Annotated in this window: 12 protein-coding genes; 1 reads left to right on the top strand and 11 read right to left on the bottom strand. The window is 76.3% G+C overall.

Going from position 1 to position 16,298, the window contains the following annotated elements; translation table 11 throughout:
- Positions 1-101 precede the first annotated feature (101 nt).
- Positions 102-2,093: a DUF7402 domain-containing protein gene (locus FHR77_RS01595; protein WP_167258297.1), complete on the bottom strand. Its 1,992-nt coding sequence runs from the start codon at positions 2,091-2,093 to the stop codon at positions 102-104.
- Positions 2,086-4,368, bottom strand: a complete 2,283-nt coding sequence (locus FHR77_RS01590) for a hypothetical protein (protein ID WP_167258295.1) — start codon at positions 4,366-4,368, stop codon at positions 2,086-2,088. The genes FHR77_RS01595 and FHR77_RS01590 overlap by 8 nt, the downstream gene beginning before the upstream one ends.
- Positions 4,369-4,694: 326 nt before the next feature.
- Between FHR77_RS01590 and FHR77_RS16310 the strand changes: the two genes are divergently transcribed.
- A complete protein-coding gene (locus tag FHR77_RS16310) occupies positions 4,695-5,678 on the top strand; it encodes a family 16 glycosylhydrolase (RefSeq protein ID WP_167258293.1) in 984 nt (327 codons plus the stop codon).
- A 122-nt stretch (positions 5,679-5,800) separates the two neighbouring features.
- On the opposite strand, the gene FHR77_RS01580 is transcribed toward FHR77_RS16310, so the two are convergent.
- The 9 genes from FHR77_RS01580 to FHR77_RS01540 form a co-directional block, all read right to left on the bottom strand.
- Positions 5,801-6,370, bottom strand: a complete 570-nt coding sequence (locus FHR77_RS01580; protein ID WP_167258291.1) for a manganese efflux pump — start codon at positions 6,368-6,370, stop codon at positions 5,801-5,803.
- Positions 6,371-6,565: 195 nt separating this feature from the next.
- Positions 6,566-7,669 (bottom strand): glycosyltransferase, encoded by a 1,104-nt coding sequence (locus tag FHR77_RS01575; protein WP_167258289.1) that lies wholly within the window; start codon positions 7,667-7,669, stop codon positions 6,566-6,568.
- Between the two features lie 20 nt (positions 7,670-7,689).
- Entirely contained in the window at positions 7,690-9,183 is a 1,494-nt protein-coding gene (locus tag FHR77_RS01570) for a glycosyltransferase (RefSeq protein ID WP_167258287.1), read from the bottom strand.
- Entirely contained in the window at positions 9,180-10,787 is a 1,608-nt protein-coding gene (locus FHR77_RS01565; protein WP_167258285.1) for an oligosaccharide flippase family protein, read from the bottom strand. Before FHR77_RS01565 ends, FHR77_RS01570 begins: the two co-directional genes overlap by 4 nt.
- 411 nt (positions 10,788-11,198) lie before the next feature.
- Positions 11,199-11,756, bottom strand: coding sequence for an NADPH-dependent FMN reductase (locus tag FHR77_RS01560; protein ID WP_167258283.1), 558 nt, complete (start codon positions 11,754-11,756; stop codon positions 11,199-11,201).
- Between the two features lie 148 nt (positions 11,757-11,904).
- Positions 11,905-12,513, bottom strand: coding sequence for a hypothetical protein (locus FHR77_RS01555; protein WP_167258281.1), 609 nt, complete (start codon positions 12,511-12,513; stop codon positions 11,905-11,907).
- Between the two features lie 117 nt (positions 12,514-12,630).
- On the bottom strand, positions 12,631-13,065 hold the full coding sequence (locus tag FHR77_RS01550) for a hypothetical protein (RefSeq protein WP_167258279.1): 435 nt from the start codon (positions 13,063-13,065) through the stop codon (positions 12,631-12,633).
- A gap of 147 nt (positions 13,066-13,212) precedes the next feature.
- Positions 13,213-14,166, bottom strand: a complete 954-nt coding sequence (locus FHR77_RS01545) for an NAD(P)-dependent oxidoreductase (protein ID WP_208380387.1) — start codon at positions 14,164-14,166, stop codon at positions 13,213-13,215.
- A 232-nt stretch (positions 14,167-14,398) separates the two neighbouring features.
- Positions 14,399-16,075, bottom strand: coding sequence for a glycoside hydrolase family 13 protein (locus tag FHR77_RS01540; protein ID WP_167258276.1), 1,677 nt, complete (start codon positions 16,073-16,075; stop codon positions 14,399-14,401).
- Between the last annotated feature and the right edge of the window lie 223 nt (positions 16,076-16,298).

Below are 16,298 nucleotides of genomic sequence, written 5' to 3'. Positions count from 1 at the left end.
GTCGGCACCGCGCCTCTCGTCGTGCAGGCGGGCAGGCGGGCAGGCGGCCGGCGGGCAGGCGGCCGGAGGGCAGGCGGCCGCCCGCCCGCCCCGCGGCTCGCCTAGCGCGTGCCCCGCACCCGGATCTCGGCCAGGCCCACGTTGCCCGTGCTGGCGCTGACCCCGGTGACGGTGAAGCGGACCGACGTGGTGCTGCGGCTCGGGAACGACACGGTCGTGGCCGAGCCGTCGTCGGCCAGGGCGGGCACGTCGACGGTCGAGCCGTCGGAGAAGGTCAGGGTGCCGGCGGTCACCTGGTCGGAGCCGTTGGGCCGGTCGTGCAGCACGACCTGGTCGGTCGTCACCGCCGAGGGCCAGGTCAGGGTCAGGGTGACTCCGGTGCGGCCCCAGGGGGCGACCCACTCGGCGGTGGGCGCGGTCGGGTAGCCGTCGGCCACGCCGTCGATCGCCTTGTCGGCGGTCTGGCCCGTCGACGGGTCGTCCCACGCGGCCGTCGCGACGGCGCCGGCGGTGACGTCGACCCGGGTGGGGGCGGGGGCCGGCGTCGTGGTCGCGGCGGTGGTCGACTGCACCCGCACCTCGGCCAGGCCGACGTTGCGGGTGGTCGACGACACGGCCGTCACCGTGACGCGCACCGACGAGACGGTGCGGGCCGGGAACGAGACGGTGGTGGCGCCTCCCCCGTTCGCCAGCGCGGGCACCGTGACGGTCGAGCCGTCGGAGAAGGCAAGGGTCGCGCCCGTCACCTGGTCGTCCGCGTTCGGACGGTCGCTCAGCACCAGCCGGTCGACGCTGCGGGCCGCGGCCCAGGTGAGCTGGAGCCACGAGCCGGCGCGACCGCCGACCGTCGCCCACTCGGCGGAGGCGACGCCGGGGTAGCCGTCGGCGACGCCGTCGATCGCGGCGGCGGCGGTCTGGCCGTCGGCGCCGTTCTCGGAGCTGGCGGTCGCGACCGCGCCGGCGGTCACGTCGGTCGCCGGGGTGGCCGGGGTGGTGGGAGCCGTCGGGGTCGTGGTGACGGGCGTCGTGGTGACGGGCCCCCCGCCCGGGGCGGTCGTGGTCGGCGTGCCGACGGTCTGCTCGCGCGACAGCCAGGAGTACTCCGGGCGGCCCCAGCAGGCGTCCCAGCTGGCGCAGGTGCCGTCGTCGGAGGCCGCGTACCGGAAGAACGCGAGCGACTTGGCCCGCACCTGGTCGTCGGTGAGGTTCACCGGGACCTGCGAGAGGCCGTAGCCCCGCCAGCCGGCGAAGCCGGGCGCGGTGGTGAGCTGCTGCCGCGCCGCGTCGGTCAGGTAGGCGACGACGTGGTGGTCGGGGTGGTCGCCGTCGTCGATCGCTCCGACGTGGTCGAGGGTGTCGACGTTGGTCGGGGCCACCCCCTTCATGATCGTGACGAGCTGCGCCCGGAGCTCGCCCAGCGAGTAGCTCGTCAGCCCGTCGACGGTGCTGAGGCGCGACCGCGTGCCCGCCCACAGCTGGGGCAGGCTCTGCCGGCCCGTGGCCGCGAAGCCCTTGCCGTCGAGGCCGCCGTCGGGGAGGTGGAGGAAGATCATCTGGACCTTGGCCGACCCGCCGAGGCGGGAGAGCCCGACGGCGCGACCGCCGAGCGAGACGGTCGTCGACGTCCACGTGTCGGCCACGCCGAGCGTCTGCGCGTAGGACGCCCGGACCCCGGCCTCGCGGCCGCGCCAGTAGGTCGACGCACGCCCCGCGTCGCCCGCGGTGACGTAGACCGTGGTGACGCAGCGCCCGGCGCGGAGGTCGGCACCGAGGGCCGTGCTCTGGAAGAGCAGGTCGTCGTCCTGGTGCGCGACGACCGAGAGCGTGGTGCCGGCCGTGCAGCCGGACTGCCGCAGCGACGGCGCGGCGGGCAGGGCGGCGGTGCCGGTGGTCGCGGCCTCGGCGGGGGCGGCCAGCGGCCCGACGAACAGGGGCACGAGGGCCAGCGCGGCGACGGCGACCGCCACGAGGCGGACCGCGCGGACGGCGCGGACGGCGCGGGCGGCGCGGGGGGCCGGGCGCCGGGGCGTCCTGCGGGTGCCGACCCGCGACTCCCCCCGGCTCGGGGCCGTCGTGCTGGTCGGCTCACTCATCGCCGGCTCCTGTCGTGCTCAGTCGGTAGAGGGTGGCGGTGGGCGTCGTCATGACGGCCTCCCAGCGGCCGTCGGCCGCGAACGCCGCGGCGAGCTCGGTGTAGTCGTCGTACGACTGGAAGCCGTAGCGGTCGTCGTAGGCGCCGACGACGTCGGAGACGAGGACCCACCGCTCGGTCGCGTCCCACGCCTCGAGGCCCGAGGTGAGTCGCGCCTCGTCGGCGGCGGCGTCGTACGACGACGTGTCGGGCCAGCCGCCGAGCGCCTCGCGGGTGAGGTACTGCACCTGGTCGTAGCGGGCCGTGCGGGCGCCGGGGGTGGCGTTGCCGGTGCCGGGCACGAGCAGTGCGGCGCCGGCGGCCGCGGTCTCCTCGTAGCGGGCGGTGACGCGCGTCGTGTCGGCGCTCGCGACCCTGTTCCAGTCGAGGGCGGTGGCGCCGAAGACGTTCACGCCCACCACGACGACCAGCGCGACCGACGTCGCGACCACGGCGGCGCCCCGGCGGGCGCGGGCGGACGACCGGGCCAGCCCCGGCAGCAGCCGGTGCCACGGCAGCGCCGCGGCCAGGATGCTCAGCCACGGGGCGGCGAACAGCGTGACGCGGAAGATGCCCTCGGCGCCGTAGTTCGTGGCGACGACCAGGCTCACCGGGCTGACCGCCGCGACGGCCAGCGCCCAGGCGCGGCGGTCGCGCCGGCGCAGCAGCAGTGTCACGAGGGCCACGAGGCCGAGCAGCACGAGCACGGCCGCGGGCAGCGCGAAGGCGAGGGTCTTGACGAGCGGCACGGGCAGGGTCGCGGCCGAGTGCGCGGGCGGCGCGGCGTTCGACACCACGTCGCCGAAGGCGGTCGGCAGCAGGAAGGCGCCGAGCACCGACGCGTTCGACAGCGCCCACAGCACGGCGGGCACCAGCACCAGCGCCGGCAGCCACCACGGGCGGACCAGCCGGAACGCGACGAACACGACCAGCGCCGCCGTGGTGAGGTACGGCGAGATCTGGTGCGTGACGGCGAGGGCACAGCCCAGCGCCAGCACGGCGGCGAGGCGCCACGGCGCGACCGACGCAGGGCGCGACCGACGTCGCGCGCCCGAGATCGGCGGGCGGCCGCTGAGGGCCAGCGCGAAGACCGACAGCGAGAGCACGACGCCGAGCGACTGGGGCGAGAAGTACAGGGTGTTGAGCGTGAGCGTCAGGCCGAACAGCCCGCCCGCGATCCAGGCACGGCCGTCGTCGGTGAGGAACCTCGCCGCGAGGACGGTCGCCGCGAGGGTGATCAGCGGGCTGATCATCACCGGCCACCAGGTCGCGACCACCATCACGTCGTGGAGGCCCGCGACGTCGGCGGCCCAGGCCACGGCCGCGAACAGCCCCGACCACGACTGGAAGATGTCGACGCCGGTCGACGTGCCGCCGTTCGCCCGGATCGATTCGACCACGCCGACGTGCCGCGCCGCGGAGACCATCGTCGGGGTGCCGTAGGCGATCGCCTGCGAGAGCACCGCGACGCCGCTCAGGCTCATCAGGGGCAGCGCCGGGCTGCGCCGCGACACGACGGCGACGACCGCGGCCGCCACGAGCAGCACGAGGCCGGCCCACCACAGCGGGCCCTCGATCGAGAGCAGGCCGCCGGGGGGCGGGTCGCCCCGGACGAGCAGCGACGCCACGACCACGAGGGCGACCCCGGCGACGGTGGCGAGGGGCACCAGCGGGAGGCGGGCGGTCGACGCGGCCCGCGCCTCCGCGGGGGCTTCGGCGGCCAGGGCCGGGGGGTCCTGGGCCCGGGGGTCGTGGTCGGGTCGGGGCTGCTCGTCCGTCGGGGCCTGCGGGAGGCGCCCGTCGCGGAGTGCCCGGAGGTCGCGTCGCACCGCGACCGCCAGCACCACGACGGTGGCGGCAGCGACGACGACGGCCGCGGGGACGGGCACCCACACGTGCAGGGTCGCCATCGTGATGCCGATCAGCACCGCGGCGACGAGACCGCCGACCAGGGCCACCAGGGCGAAGCGGGAGGCGCGCAGCGGGCGCGCGAGGAGCGCCGGCGCGACGCCGAGCTCGAGCAGCAGGAAGACCGTGGCGGTCGCCTGGCGCAGCACGACGAGGTCGGCGACCAGCGCGACCGCGAGGCCGAGCAGGGTGAGGGCGACGAGCGCGGCGGCCGCGAGGCGCGACGCAGGGCCCATCGTCGGGACGGGCAGGGGGGTTCCGTCGCGCGGGAGCTCGGGGTGCACGCCGTCGGGGCGCGCGCTCACGGTGACGGGGACGACTCGGGGCACGAGCGATCTCCAGGGGTTGCCGTCGGCGGGGAGGGACGTGCTCGCCCGCCGAGCCTGGGTGGGGCGGGGCGGAGGGGTCGCGGGCACGCACGGTCGAGGCCGGCGTCGTTCGGGTACGGCGGGCGCGGGTAGCCTGCCGGTCCTGCGAGTGTAGCTCGGCACCCCGGAGGCCCCGCGACCCTCGAACGGGTGGCATCAGGGCGTTTCTGCGGGCAGGACGGCCGCTCGGCTTGACCGCGGAGCCCCCTGCGGCGAGGCTGTCGACGGCCCTCCCGGCCGCGAGCTGCTCGCGGCGACCCCGACGCGGACGGCCGGAGAGCTGAGACGTGCCCCGCAGACCCCCGCGCCCGAGGCGCGTCGTCGCGGCCGCGGGGCTGCTCGTCGTAGCCGTCGCCGTGGCCGTGGCGGCCACCGTGTCGACGAGCACGGCGCGGCAGGCCGACGACTCAGGCGGCCCCACCTCGACCTCCACCTCGACCTCGACGCCCGGGAGGCACCCCGACGTGACCGACCGCCCCTCCGGCACGCCGAGCCCCGGGCCGACGGGCTCGACGAGTTCGACGGCCGCCCCTGCGCCCTCGACGGAAGACGGCACCGGGGCGGCCGCCGCTCCGGCCGCGAGCGGCCAGGCCATGCCGACGAGCTCGGGCCCCGGCTGGACCCGAACCTTCTCGGACGACTTCGCGCACCCGGTCGCGGCCGGGCGCTTCCCCGGTCGGTACGACGACAGCTGGGTCGCCTACGACGGCTTCACCGACACGTCGGGCATCGGCGACTACCGGGCCGACGCGGTGTCGGTGCGCGACGGCGTGCTCGACCTCGCGGTGTCGGCCGGCGACGGCGCCGTCACGAGCGCCGCGGTGGTGCCGCTCGTGGGCGGCGAGTGGGGCGGGCAGGTGCACGGGCGGTTCAGCGTGCGGATGCGCGCCGACGCGGTGCCCGGCTTCTACGCGGCCTTCCTGCTGTGGAGCGACGACAACGACTGGGACGACGGCGAGGTCGACTTCCCCGAGGGGCGCCTCGACGGCACGGTGCGCGGCTACAACCACACGCCGGGCGACCCGTCGGTCAACTCGTTCGTCGGCGACACCGGCGTCTCGTTCGACGGCTGGCACACGTACACGATCGAGTGGCGGCCCGACCGGATCGACTACCTCGTCGACGACCGCGTGTGGGCCACCACGAGCGAGGCGCTGCCGACGGCGTCGATGCACTGGGTGATGCAGGTCGAGGCGGCCGGCGAGACGCCGCCGGACGGCGCGGGGCACGTCGAGATCGACTGGGCGACGATCGACCGGTACGACGGCTGAGCCGAGGCCCGGCGCCCGTCGACGGTTCAGGGCACAGCGGCCGCCCGCGACGGCAGCGGCCCCGGGGTGCGGCTCGCCCCTGAACGCTCGACGCCGGGGCGGGCCGCGCCGGGCCGCGCGCTCTACGCGAGCACGCCGAGGTGCTCGAGCAGGATGCTCGTCCCGATCAGCACGAGCACGACGCCGCCCGCGATCTCGGCCGGGCGGCCCAGCGCCGCCCCCACCTTCGCCCCGACGAGCACGCCGACGAACGTCAGCACCGCCGTCGTGACGCCGATCAGCGCGACCGACGCGCCGATCGACACCGGCAGGAACGCCAGCGTCACGCCCACCGCCAACGCGTCGATGCTCGTCGCCACCGACAGCACGACGAGCTCGCGCAGCGGCACCCGGTCGGCGTCGACGTCGTCGTCGGGGTGGGCCCGCGCGGCCTCCCAGATCATCTTGCCGCCGACCAGCGCGAGCAGGCCGAAGGCGATCCAGTGGTCGACGCCGGAGATGACCGGGGCGAACGCCGTGCCCAGCAGCCAGCCGACGAGCGGCATCAGGGCCTGGGCGGCGCCGAAGGCCAGGGCGATGACGACGGCGTTGCGCAGGGCCCGCGCCCGAAGGTGGAGGCCCTTGCCGAGGGCGACGGCGAAGGCGTCGGCGGAGACGCCGACGGCGATGAGGAGGAGGGCCCAGACGCTCACGGACGACCTTTCGAGGAGACGAGCACGAGGCGTCGTCGCCCGGCGGAACTCGACGATCCTGGCACGCCCCTGAGGGTCGGACCGCACGGAAAGGGCTGGTCAGGCATGTTCGACGAGACGAAATCCTGGGTTGGCGCAGCCGCACCGCAGCCGCACCGCAGCCGCACCCACCCGCCGCACGCGCCGCCGCACCGCTCAGCGCGTGCGGGCGTGCCGCCGCAGGACGGCCTCGAGCTCGTCGAGGTGCCGACCGTGCGGGAAGGCCGTCGCGACGTGCTCGTGCGCCCGCTCGCCGAGCCCCGGATCGACCTCGCGCCACCCGAGGGCCGCGCCGACCGTCGCGGCCAGCGCCGCCTCGTCGCGCGGCGGCACGAGGAAGCGCGCGAACTCCCCGGTCAGCACCTCGGGCGCGGCACCGACCGCCGTCGCTACCGCGGGTCGCCCGGTCGACATCGCCTCGACCAGCACGCGGCCGAAGGCCTCCGGCTCGGCCGACGGCATCACGACCACGTCCGCGGCGTGCAGCAGCGGCACGACGTCGCCCTGCAGCCCGAGCCGTCGCCAGCTGCCCGGCGGCAGCGCGTCGAGGGCCTCCGTGACGGCCGCGTCGGGCTCGGGGCCGGCGAGCAAGAGCACGGCCCGGCGCGGATCGAGCGCGAGCCTCCCCCACGCCCTCACGAGCGCGTCGACGCCCTTGCCGACGGTCAGCCGGCCGTAGGCGAGCGCGACGCGGGCGCCGGGCGCGAGGTCGAGCCCGAGCGCTCGACGCGCGGCCTCCGCCGCGGCCGGCCCGCCGAGGGGGTAGTCGCCCGGGTCGACCGCGTTGTGCACGACGGTGACGCGCTCGGGCTCGAGGCCCGCGGCCACCCAGACCGCCGCCATGTGGTGCGAGACGGCCACGAAGTGGGCCACCCCCGACATGACGAGGCGGGTCCGGTCGTAGTTCGGCAGGTGGTGCAGGTGCGCCACCACGGGCAGGCCCGCGGCACGCCTCGCGACCTGCGCCCAGACGATCTGCTCGGGGCGGTTCAGCCACAGCACGTCGGCGCGGGCCCGTCGGGCCTCCGCCACCGACGGGCCGAAGGCCGCCAGGTCGCCGAGAGCGCTCCGCGGCGCCGCGTCGAACCGGAACGGCCCGTGCAGCGTCGCACCGGCGGCCTCGTAGGCCGCCCGGTGCACGCCGTCGACGTGCCAGAGCACCGTCGTGTCGTGCCCGCGGGCCGCCAGCCCCGTGACGTCCTGCAGGGTGCAGACCTCGACGCCGCCGACCGGCGCGAGCGTCTCGACGGTCGTCAGCACCCGCAGGGGCCGCCCCTCGCTCACGGCCGGGGCACGAGGGAGTCGCGGGCCGGGTCGCCGGCACCGCCCGCGGTCGCCGGCGCGGTCGCGGTGCCGCCCGCGGCCGCGCGGGTGCTGTCTGCCCGACCTGCCCGGCCGCGCACGGGCCAGCTCGGCTCGTCGACCGGCGCGACCCACGAGCTCCGCCGCGCGGCGCGACGGCTCACCAGGTACGCCCGGGGCCCGGACGGGTAGCCGCGCAGCTCGGAGAGCACGAGCGACCGCGGGTAGCCGTGGTCGGCGTCGCCGGCCGAGCCGTGACCCCCGGCGCCGTCCTCGTCGACCGGCCCCGCGCCTCCCCCGATGCGGCGCACGCTCTGGAGGGCCATCGACCGCACGGCCAGGGGCAGCTGCCAGGCGAGGCCGAGCAGGTGCCGCGGGTCGCGCAGCACGAGCCCGGTGAGCATCGCCGTGAAGCCGAGGCCGTTGCCGCGCAGCTGGTGCAGCAGCTCGTCGGTGCCGCGACGGTGCCGGTGGTGGACGACGGCGCCCGGCTCGTAGGCGATGCGCCCGCCCGTCCAGAGCACGCCGACGAGGGCCGCGAGGTCCTCGCCGCCGCGGGCCGGCGTGCCGGTGCCGAGGGCCAGGTCGAAGCCGCCGATGCGGTGCAGGGCGCTCCGCCGGAACGACATGTTCGCCCCCGCCCCGAAGGCGCCGACGCCGTAGACGGCGAAGCGCCGCACGAGCTCGCCGTCGGCCTCGACGCGGACGCGTGCCCCGGTGAGCAGCCCGCCCGCGGCCCGCTCCGGGGTGAGCACGAGCGGCTGCCAGGTGCGCTCGCCGCTGAACCCGCCGTAGTACCGCTCGAACCAGATCTGCGCCGGGGTGTCGAGCTCGGCGGGCAGGATGAGCCCGGTCACGGCGTCGATCGACGGGTCGTCGACGTAGGGCCGCGTCAGCTCGCGGAGCCAGTCGGGCTCGACCCGCACGTCGTCGTCGGTGAAGACGACGATCTCGCCGCGGGCCTCGGCGACCCCGGCGTTGCGCCCGGCCGAGATGCCCCGGCGGGACTCGTGGACGACCCGAACGCGGTCACGCCCGGTGACCAGGCCGGGCAGGACGTCGTCGGCCGGCAGCACGGGCCGGTTGTCGACGATGAGGAACTCCACGTCCGGGTGGTCGACCCGGGCGAAGCCGTCGAGCATCAGCTCGAGGTCCTCCCAACGCGCGACGATGGTCGACACCACCACGGTGACGCTCGGGAGGCGGTCGTCACCCAGGCGGGGAGGTCGCGCCTGCTCCGCGGCGCGCGCCCCGGGCACGAGCGCGAGCAGCGGCGCGAGCCGTGCCCGCGTCGCCTCCGGGTCGGCGTCGAGCGCGAGCTCGAGCGACCCCACGGGGCGCCCGTGCCAGGTCGCGACCACGAGGGCGGTCGCGTGCCGGTCGTCGGACACGAGGTCGGGCAGGGGCCGGGAGAGGTCGACGAGCACCACCCGCCGGGGCGCCGGGTCGGCGGGGTGCGGGGCGCGGGTCACGGGGTCTCCTCGGGGGCGGGGTGCGGGGCGGTGCTCGGGGCGGGCTGCGGCGCGGGGGCGGAGCTGGTGGCGGACTCGACCCGCGACTCCCCGGGGCCCTCGTCGGCGGGCTCGACCCGCGACTCCTCGGGGCCCTCGTCGGCGGGCTCGACCCGCGACTCCTCGGGGCCCTCGGGCTGGGGACCTCGGCGGGCCGCGGCCAGGCGGCGGATGAACCACGGCAGGCAGGCGAGCGCGACGACCACGCGGCCGAGGTTCCACTCGAGGGTCTGGGGCAGCAGGGTGGAGGCGCCGGCGACGACGACCGTGGCGAGCACGGACCACAGCAGCGGAGCCGGGGCGCCGCGCCAGCTCGCCCGCGTGGGCAGCACGCGGAGCTGCAGCGCCGACAGCACCGAGTACGCGATCACGGTCGCGACCGCTGCGCCGAGGATGCCGAGCAGCGGCACCAGCACGAAGTTGAGGCCCACGTTGACCGCCGCCGCGACGGCCGTGATGACGCCGATCGTGCCCGCCTTGCGCTCGATCGTGAGGAGGCGGCCGCTGGCTCCGCCGGCCGTCGCCGGGTAGGCGGTCAGGGCCACCACCCAGACGACCACCACGAGGCTCGTCGGGTCGAAGCTCGCCGGCACGAGGATCGGCATCGCGAACGGGGTGACCAGCGTGATCGCGAGCACGACCGGGTTCAGCAGCCGGTAGATCTCGTCGCGCGAGCGGACGGCGAGGGCGGTGCGCTCGACCGCGTCGCGCATGCGGGCGAAGTGCGGTGCCCAGGCGTTCGACGTGAACGACAGCATCAGGATCACCGACGAGCCCACCACGTACGCCACCTGGTACTGGCCGACGGCGTCGGGGCCGAGCAGGCGCTGCAGCACGATCCGGTCGCCGGCGTTGAGGACGAAGTAGGCGAGGCTCGCGAGGGCGAGCGGCACGCCGAACGCGATCGCGCGACGGGTCACTCCGCGGTCGACCAGGCCCCGGAGGCGCGGGCGCGTCAGGACGAGGCCGAGCAGCATCGCGAGCGTCTGGCTGACGACGCTGCCCCAGGCGTAGGTGAGCGCGCCGCCCCCGAGCGTCAGCAAGAGGGTCAGGCCGATGACCTGGCCGCCGACGGCCGAGACGATGCTCGTCGTCGCGAAGGCGCGGAACCGGTCCTCGGCGAGGAGGAGGGCGAGCATGACCTGGACGGCCGCGGAGGGCGCCGTCCACAGCAGGACGACGAGGAGGAGGTCGTGGTCGGGGCCGAACCCGGCCGCCCCGGCCCACAGGGGCACGGAGACGAGGGCGGCTCCGGTCGCCACGAACGACACCACCAGGCCGACGGCGACGAGGCCGCGGGCGGCGCGGGCGTCGCCGTCCTCGGCGTGCTGCAGGACGAGGGCCTGGTCGAGGCCGAGCAGGGCCAGCACGCTGACGACCTGGAAGATCGCCTGCGCCGACGCGAGCGCCCCGAAGTCGGAGACGCCGAGCAGGTGCGCGAGCACGGGCGACACGACGGTGCCGGCGACGAGCTGCAACGACCAGACGACGACGTAGAGGAGGCCGCGGCCGAAGAGACGGGACTCGGCGGGGGGCTCGGGGGTCGCGGGGGCGGCGGCGGGCACGGCGTCGACCGGCGCGGTCGCGAGGTGGCGCGGCGCTCGAGGCGCGGGCGCGGAGGACGGGGGCCGGTGCACGGGCACGGGCGAGGCAGCCGTCGGGCGTTCGGGGCGCCGGTGACGGTCAGGCGGGAGGGCCTGCATGGGTCGGGTCCTGTCGGGGTTCGGGTGGCCGCGCCCGACATCGACGCACGGGGTGAGGGTGCGCCACGAGGCTGGGACGAGGGGTCGGCGTCCCGGTCGAGCGACGAGCCGACGTTATCCCATGGCCCCGTGAGCCACAACGCCCCGGACGGGGCTCCTCTCGGGGGCCCGACCCGCGCCTCCTCGGTGTCCCCCGGCGGTGCTGAGAGCGGGGGACGGCACCGACGACGGGCCGACCGCGAGGACGCTCCCCGGGTCGCCCCGTCGTGGGGCTCAGGCCGCGGCGGGCTCCGTCGAGGCGACGACGGCGGCGACGACCACGGTCAGCTGCTCGGCGACCTCGGCGTCGTCGGAGGGGTGGACCTCCGCGAAGCGCTCGATCGAGCCGGGGATGCTGAGCGTGACGTCGTCGAGCACTCGGGCGCCGGCGATGCCGAGCGACTTGCGCGCCTCGTCCTGGGCCCAGACGCCGCCGAACTGACCGAACGCGCTGCCGATGACCGCGGTCGGCTTGCCGGCCAGGGCGCTCTCGCCGTAGGGGCGCGAGGCCCAGTCGATCGCGTTCTTCAGCACCGCGGGGATCGTGCCGTTGTACTCGGGGGTGACGACCAGCAGGGCGTCCGCGTCGGTGAGGGCGGAGCGGAAGGCGACCGCCGCCTCCGGCACGGAGCCGGGCACGTCGACGTCCTCGTTGTAGAAGGGGAGCTGGGCGATGCCGTCGAAGACGGTCAGGGTCGCACCGACGGGCGCGACCTGCGCGGCGGCCTCGGCGAGCTGGGCGTTCGTGGAGCCGGAGCGCAGGCTGCCGACGAGGACGAGGACGGTGGTCATGGGTTCTCCTTGGGGTGGGGCTGGCTACGGTGACGTGTCACCGAGGTACTACCCGGCGGGGGCGGGGGGCATTCCCGCGGGCGGGCGGGCAGGGGGAAGCCGTGGTCGGCGGATGGCCGGGGTCGACGACCGGGGTCGGCGGCCGGGGTCAGGCGTGGCGGATCGTGCTGACCACGTCGACGAGGCTCGGCTGCGCCGGAGCCGAGCCGAAGCCGAAGCGGACCGGCGGCGACAAGGGCGCGAGGGTGCCCAGGTGGCGGTCGCCGTCGCGGACCTCGGCCGCCGTCACGTGGCGGGCCACGGTGACGCCGTAGAACTCACGGCGGCCGCCGCCCGCGGTGCCGGCCGTCCGGGCACCCCGCACGAGGACGCGGGCCACCGGGTCGACGACGCGCAGCCACGCGGGGCGGGTGGCCAGCCCGCGCGGGACGAGCCGGAGCAGCATGCCGAGCGTCGAGACGCCCCCGACGGTGAGGCGCACGTCGAGGTCGCCCGCGGTGATCCGCAGGCCGCCGTCGACGCGGTGGACGGCCACGGGCACCACCCGCACCTCGTCGAACGTGTACGTCGACGACACGTACTCGGCGATCACCTCGGTCGGGGCGAGCAGCGTGCGGTGTCCGTCGGGCGACTCGACCATCACGTCGCTGAAGCGGCCGAGCGGGGAGCTCTGCCACATGCCGACGACGACGCGCGTGCCGGAGGTCGTGCCGATGCCGGCGATGCGGCCGGTGAAGCGGTCGTCTGTGCGGGGCATGCCGGCGACGGTACGCCGCCGCGGCTGCGGACTGCTGGGCGCCCGGCGGCGGCGGGCGAATCGGGGCCGCCGGGCTCGGCGTCGAGCGTTCAGGGCGCGGCGTCGTCTCGTCGCGGCTCAGCGCCGGCCGGGCGCCTCGCTCCTGAGCCATCGACCGACCTGCCCCTCCGTCGCGCCCGTCGCCCCCGCGAGGTCGGCGACCGTCGCGCCGTCCTCGACGGCGGCGAGCGCCAGCCCGGCCCGCTCGGCCGTCAGTCGTCGCGTCGCCCCCTGCAGCTCCCGCAGCTGCTCGACCTCCTCCCCCGCCGTCAGCACGACCGGGAACGCGTCGGCCGCACGGCGCTGCCCCTCGGTCGACGACGCCCAAGCGGCGAGCCACGACCGCACGACGACGCGGCGCACGCCGACTCGGGCCGCGACCCTGACGGGCGACGTGCCGGCGTCGACCAGCCGCGTCGCGAGCAGACCGCGGACCACGGGCAGGGCGGCGAGCTCGCGGTGCACGGCCGCGACCGCCTCGACGAGCAGGTCGGCGTCGGGGTCGTGGGGCACGGGCGTCCTCCCTGTCGGCCGGGCTCGTCGAGGTGTCGAGCGTTCAGGAGCGCGCAGCTCCTGCGCGACGATCCTCCCCCGGATCGGCCGCTCGCTCCTGATCGCTCGACGTGAGCCGCCCGGGCCGACGACTGCACGCCTCGCCGCTCAGTACCCGGCGTCGACGTCGACGACCCCCTCCGGGGCGCCGCCGCTCTCGAGCGCCTCGACGTTCGCCCGCACCCGCGCCTGGAACAGCGGCGCGGTCATCTCCTCCGTGTTGGCCTGGTGCGGCGTGACCAGCGCCCGCGGCTCGCTCCACAGCGGGTGCCCGTCCGGCAGCGGCTCGGGGTCGACCACGTCGAGCCCCGCGCCGCCGATCCGGCCCTCGGCGAGCGCCTCCACGAGCGCGTCGGTGTCGACGAGCGCTCCCCGGGCGATGTTGACCAGCACGGCCGTGTCGCGCATCAGCTCGAGCTGTCGTCGGCCCACGAGCCGGGTCGTGCCCTCGGTCAGGGCGGCCGCGACCACGACCACGTCCGCGTCGGGCAGCACGTCGTCGAGCTGGTCGGTCGTCACCGTGCGCTCCGCCCCGTCGACCTCGCGCGCGGTGCGCACCACCATCGTCACCCCGACGTCGAAGGGCTGCAGCAGCCGCAGCAGCTCGGTGCCGATGCCGCCCGCGCCGACGATGACGACGTGCGCCCCGTTCAGCGAGACGCCGCGCTGCTCGGACTCCCACGAGGAGGCGCGGGCCCTGATCTGCAGGGAGCGCAGCGTCGCCAGCACCAGGGCCAGCGCGTGCTCCGCGACCGGGGCGCTGTAGGCGCCCTTGGCGCTCGTGAAGACGAGCCCCTCCCGCCGGGTGGCCCGCATCGTCTCGACGTGGGCGTCCACCCCTGCGCTCGGCAGCTGCACGACGGCGACGCCGGGGTGCTCGTCGATCGCCCGGCGCAGCTCGCCCTGGTCGATCGAGCCCGCGACGACGATCATCCGGGTGTCGTCGCCGAGCGGCACCTCCCGGGCCCCCGACTCCTCGAGGGCCCGCCGGGCGGGCTCGGCGCCCCAGGCGTCGGCCCCGGTCGAGGCGGCGGGCAGGACGGTCACGGCGACGCTGGTCATGCGTCAATCTATCGATCAGGTCACGACCCCGTCCGGGGGGTGCCCGCGGTGGCAGAGTGTCCGTCGTCGCAGGGGGCCGCACCTCCTGCGGCACGAGGCGCGGGTCAACGGCGATCCGCGTCTCCTCTCACCACGGCAGGGCGCCACGTGGCGCCCGCCGCGCCCGGCGAGGGCGACGGACCCGGGCGCACGACGGCCCCGACGACAGTTGTCGTCGGGGCCGTCGTGGTGCTCAGCGGACGCGGAGCCAGACCGTGGTCTCCCCCGGCAGCTGCGCCGCGCCTCCGGCCGGCGTCTCGACCGGACCGCTCGACAGCAGGACCTCGCCCTCGGGCAGGGCCACCGCCTCCGTCGAGAAGTTCGTCACCGAGTGCCAGCCGTCGTGGCGCGCGAAGTGCACGACCGCGGTGGCGTCGTCGACCCAGGTGAGGTCCTCGCCGCGCTGCAGCTGGTGACGGAGCGCCAGGGCACGCCGGTAGAGCGACAGGGTCGAGTCGGCGTCGCCCTCCTCGACCGAGACGGCCGAGTCGGCGAACCAGGCCGGCTGGGGCAGGTGCGGCTCGTGCGTGCCGAAGCCGAACGCGGGCGACGAGGTGTCCCACGGGAGCGGGACGCGGCAGCCGTCGCGACCCTTGAGGCCGTGCTCGGTGCGGATCCAGACCGGGTCCTGCAGCTGGTCGTCGGGGATGTCGGCGACCTCGAACAGGCCGAGCTCCTCGCCCTGGTAGACGTAGGCCGAGCCGGGCAGGGCGAGCATGAGCATGGACGCGGCGCGGGCGCGACGGAGGCCCGTGGTGCGGTCGAGCTCGGGCGACGTGCCGCCCGACAGGAGGTAGGCGTCGCCGTCGGTCGTCGCCGGCAGGCCGTAGCGCGTCGCGTGGCGCACCACGTCGTGGTTCGACAGGACCCAGGTGCTGGAGGCGCCGCTCTCGGCCGCGAGCTCGAGGTTCGACTCGATGATGGTCCGGAACTCGGCGGGGTCGAACTCGGCCCGGGTCAGCTCGAAGTTGAAGGCCTGGCCGAGCTCGGTCGGGCGCGCGTAGAGCGAGACGCGCTCGCGGGCGACCCAGGCCTCGGCGACCGCGGTGCGGGGCGGGTCGTACTCGTTGAGCACCTCGCGCCACTCCTGGAAGATCTCGTGGACCTCGTCTCGGTCGTAGAGGGGGTCGCTGCCGTCGGTGGGCAGGCCGAAGTCCTTCGGGTTGGCGTCGCGGAGGGGCTCGACGAGGTCCTTGGCGAGACCGTGCGCGACGTCGACGCGGAAGCCGTCCACGCCCCGGTCGGACCAGAAGCGCAGGGTGCGCTTGAAGTCGTCGCGGACCTCGGGGTTGCTCCAGTCGAGGTCGGGCTGCTCGGGCGCGAACAGGTGCAGGTACCACTGCTCGGGAGTGCCGTCGGGGCGGGTGAGCCGCGTCCAGGCGCTGCCGCCGAAGTTCGACGGCCAGGTCGACGGCGGGGTGGCGCCGCCGTCCAGCCCGTCGCGGAAGACGTAGCGGGCGCGGGCGGGGCTGCCGGGCTCGGACGCGAGGGCCTCGCGGAACCAGACGTGCTGGTCGGACGTGTGGTTCGGCACGATGTCGACGATGACCTTGAGGCCGGCTCCGTGCGCGGCCGCCACCATGTCGTCGAAGTCGGCCAGGGTGCCGAGCCGGGGGTCGACGTCGCGGTAGTCGGCGACGTCGTAGCCGCCGTCGGCGAGCTCGGACGGGTAGAACGGGCTCAGCCAGATCGCGTCGACCCCGAGCTGCGCCAGGTACGGCACGCGCGAGGTCACGCCGGCGATGTCGCCGAGGCCGTCGCCGTCGGAGTCGGCGAAGCTGCGCGGGTACACCTGGTAGACGGTGGCCTGGCGCCACCAGTCGGCGTCGGCGACGGGGACCTCGGTGGGGGTGGCGTCCGTGTCGGTCATGGGGCTCCTCGGGGTGGTCGTGGCGGGGGGTGCTGGCGGGCGGGTCGAGCTCTCAGGGGCGGGCGGCGCCCCGCCCGGGGCGCGCGGGCCGGCGGCCGGTGCCTCCTGAACGCTCGACGCGGCGGCGGGCGGCGAACGGCGCGCAGCGCGCGCCGCCGCACACGGCCGCCGACGTGCGCGGACGTCGGTGACCGCGCTTGCACAGCCTAGGAACGGTGCCCGA

This window comes from Frigoribacterium endophyticum, from assembly GCF_011759585.1.
Lineage (GTDB): Bacteria > Actinomycetota > Actinomycetes > Actinomycetales > Microbacteriaceae > Frigoribacterium > Frigoribacterium endophyticum.
This window is presented reverse-complemented; position numbering and strand designations above follow the sequence as displayed.

Bases quoted from the DNA above. Each gene is read 5' to 3' on its own strand.
- FHR77_RS01540 (WP_167258276.1), bottom strand. From the start codon at position 16,075: ATGACCGACACGGACGCCACCCCCACCGAGGTCCCCGTCGCCGACGCC.
- FHR77_RS01555 (WP_167258281.1), bottom strand. From the start codon at position 12,513: ATGCCCCGCACAGACGACCGCTTCACCGGCCGCATCGCCGGCATCGGC.
- FHR77_RS01560 (WP_167258283.1), bottom strand. From the start codon at position 11,756: ATGACCACCGTCCTCGTCCTCGTCGGCAGCCTGCGCTCCGGCTCCACG.
- FHR77_RS01545 (WP_208380387.1), bottom strand. From the start codon at position 14,166: ATGACCAGCGTCGCCGTGACCGTCCTGCCCGCCGCCTCGACCGGGGCC.
- FHR77_RS01595 (WP_167258297.1), bottom strand. From the start codon at position 2,093: ATGAGTGAGCCGACCAGCACGACGGCCCCGAGCCGGGGGGAGTCGCGG.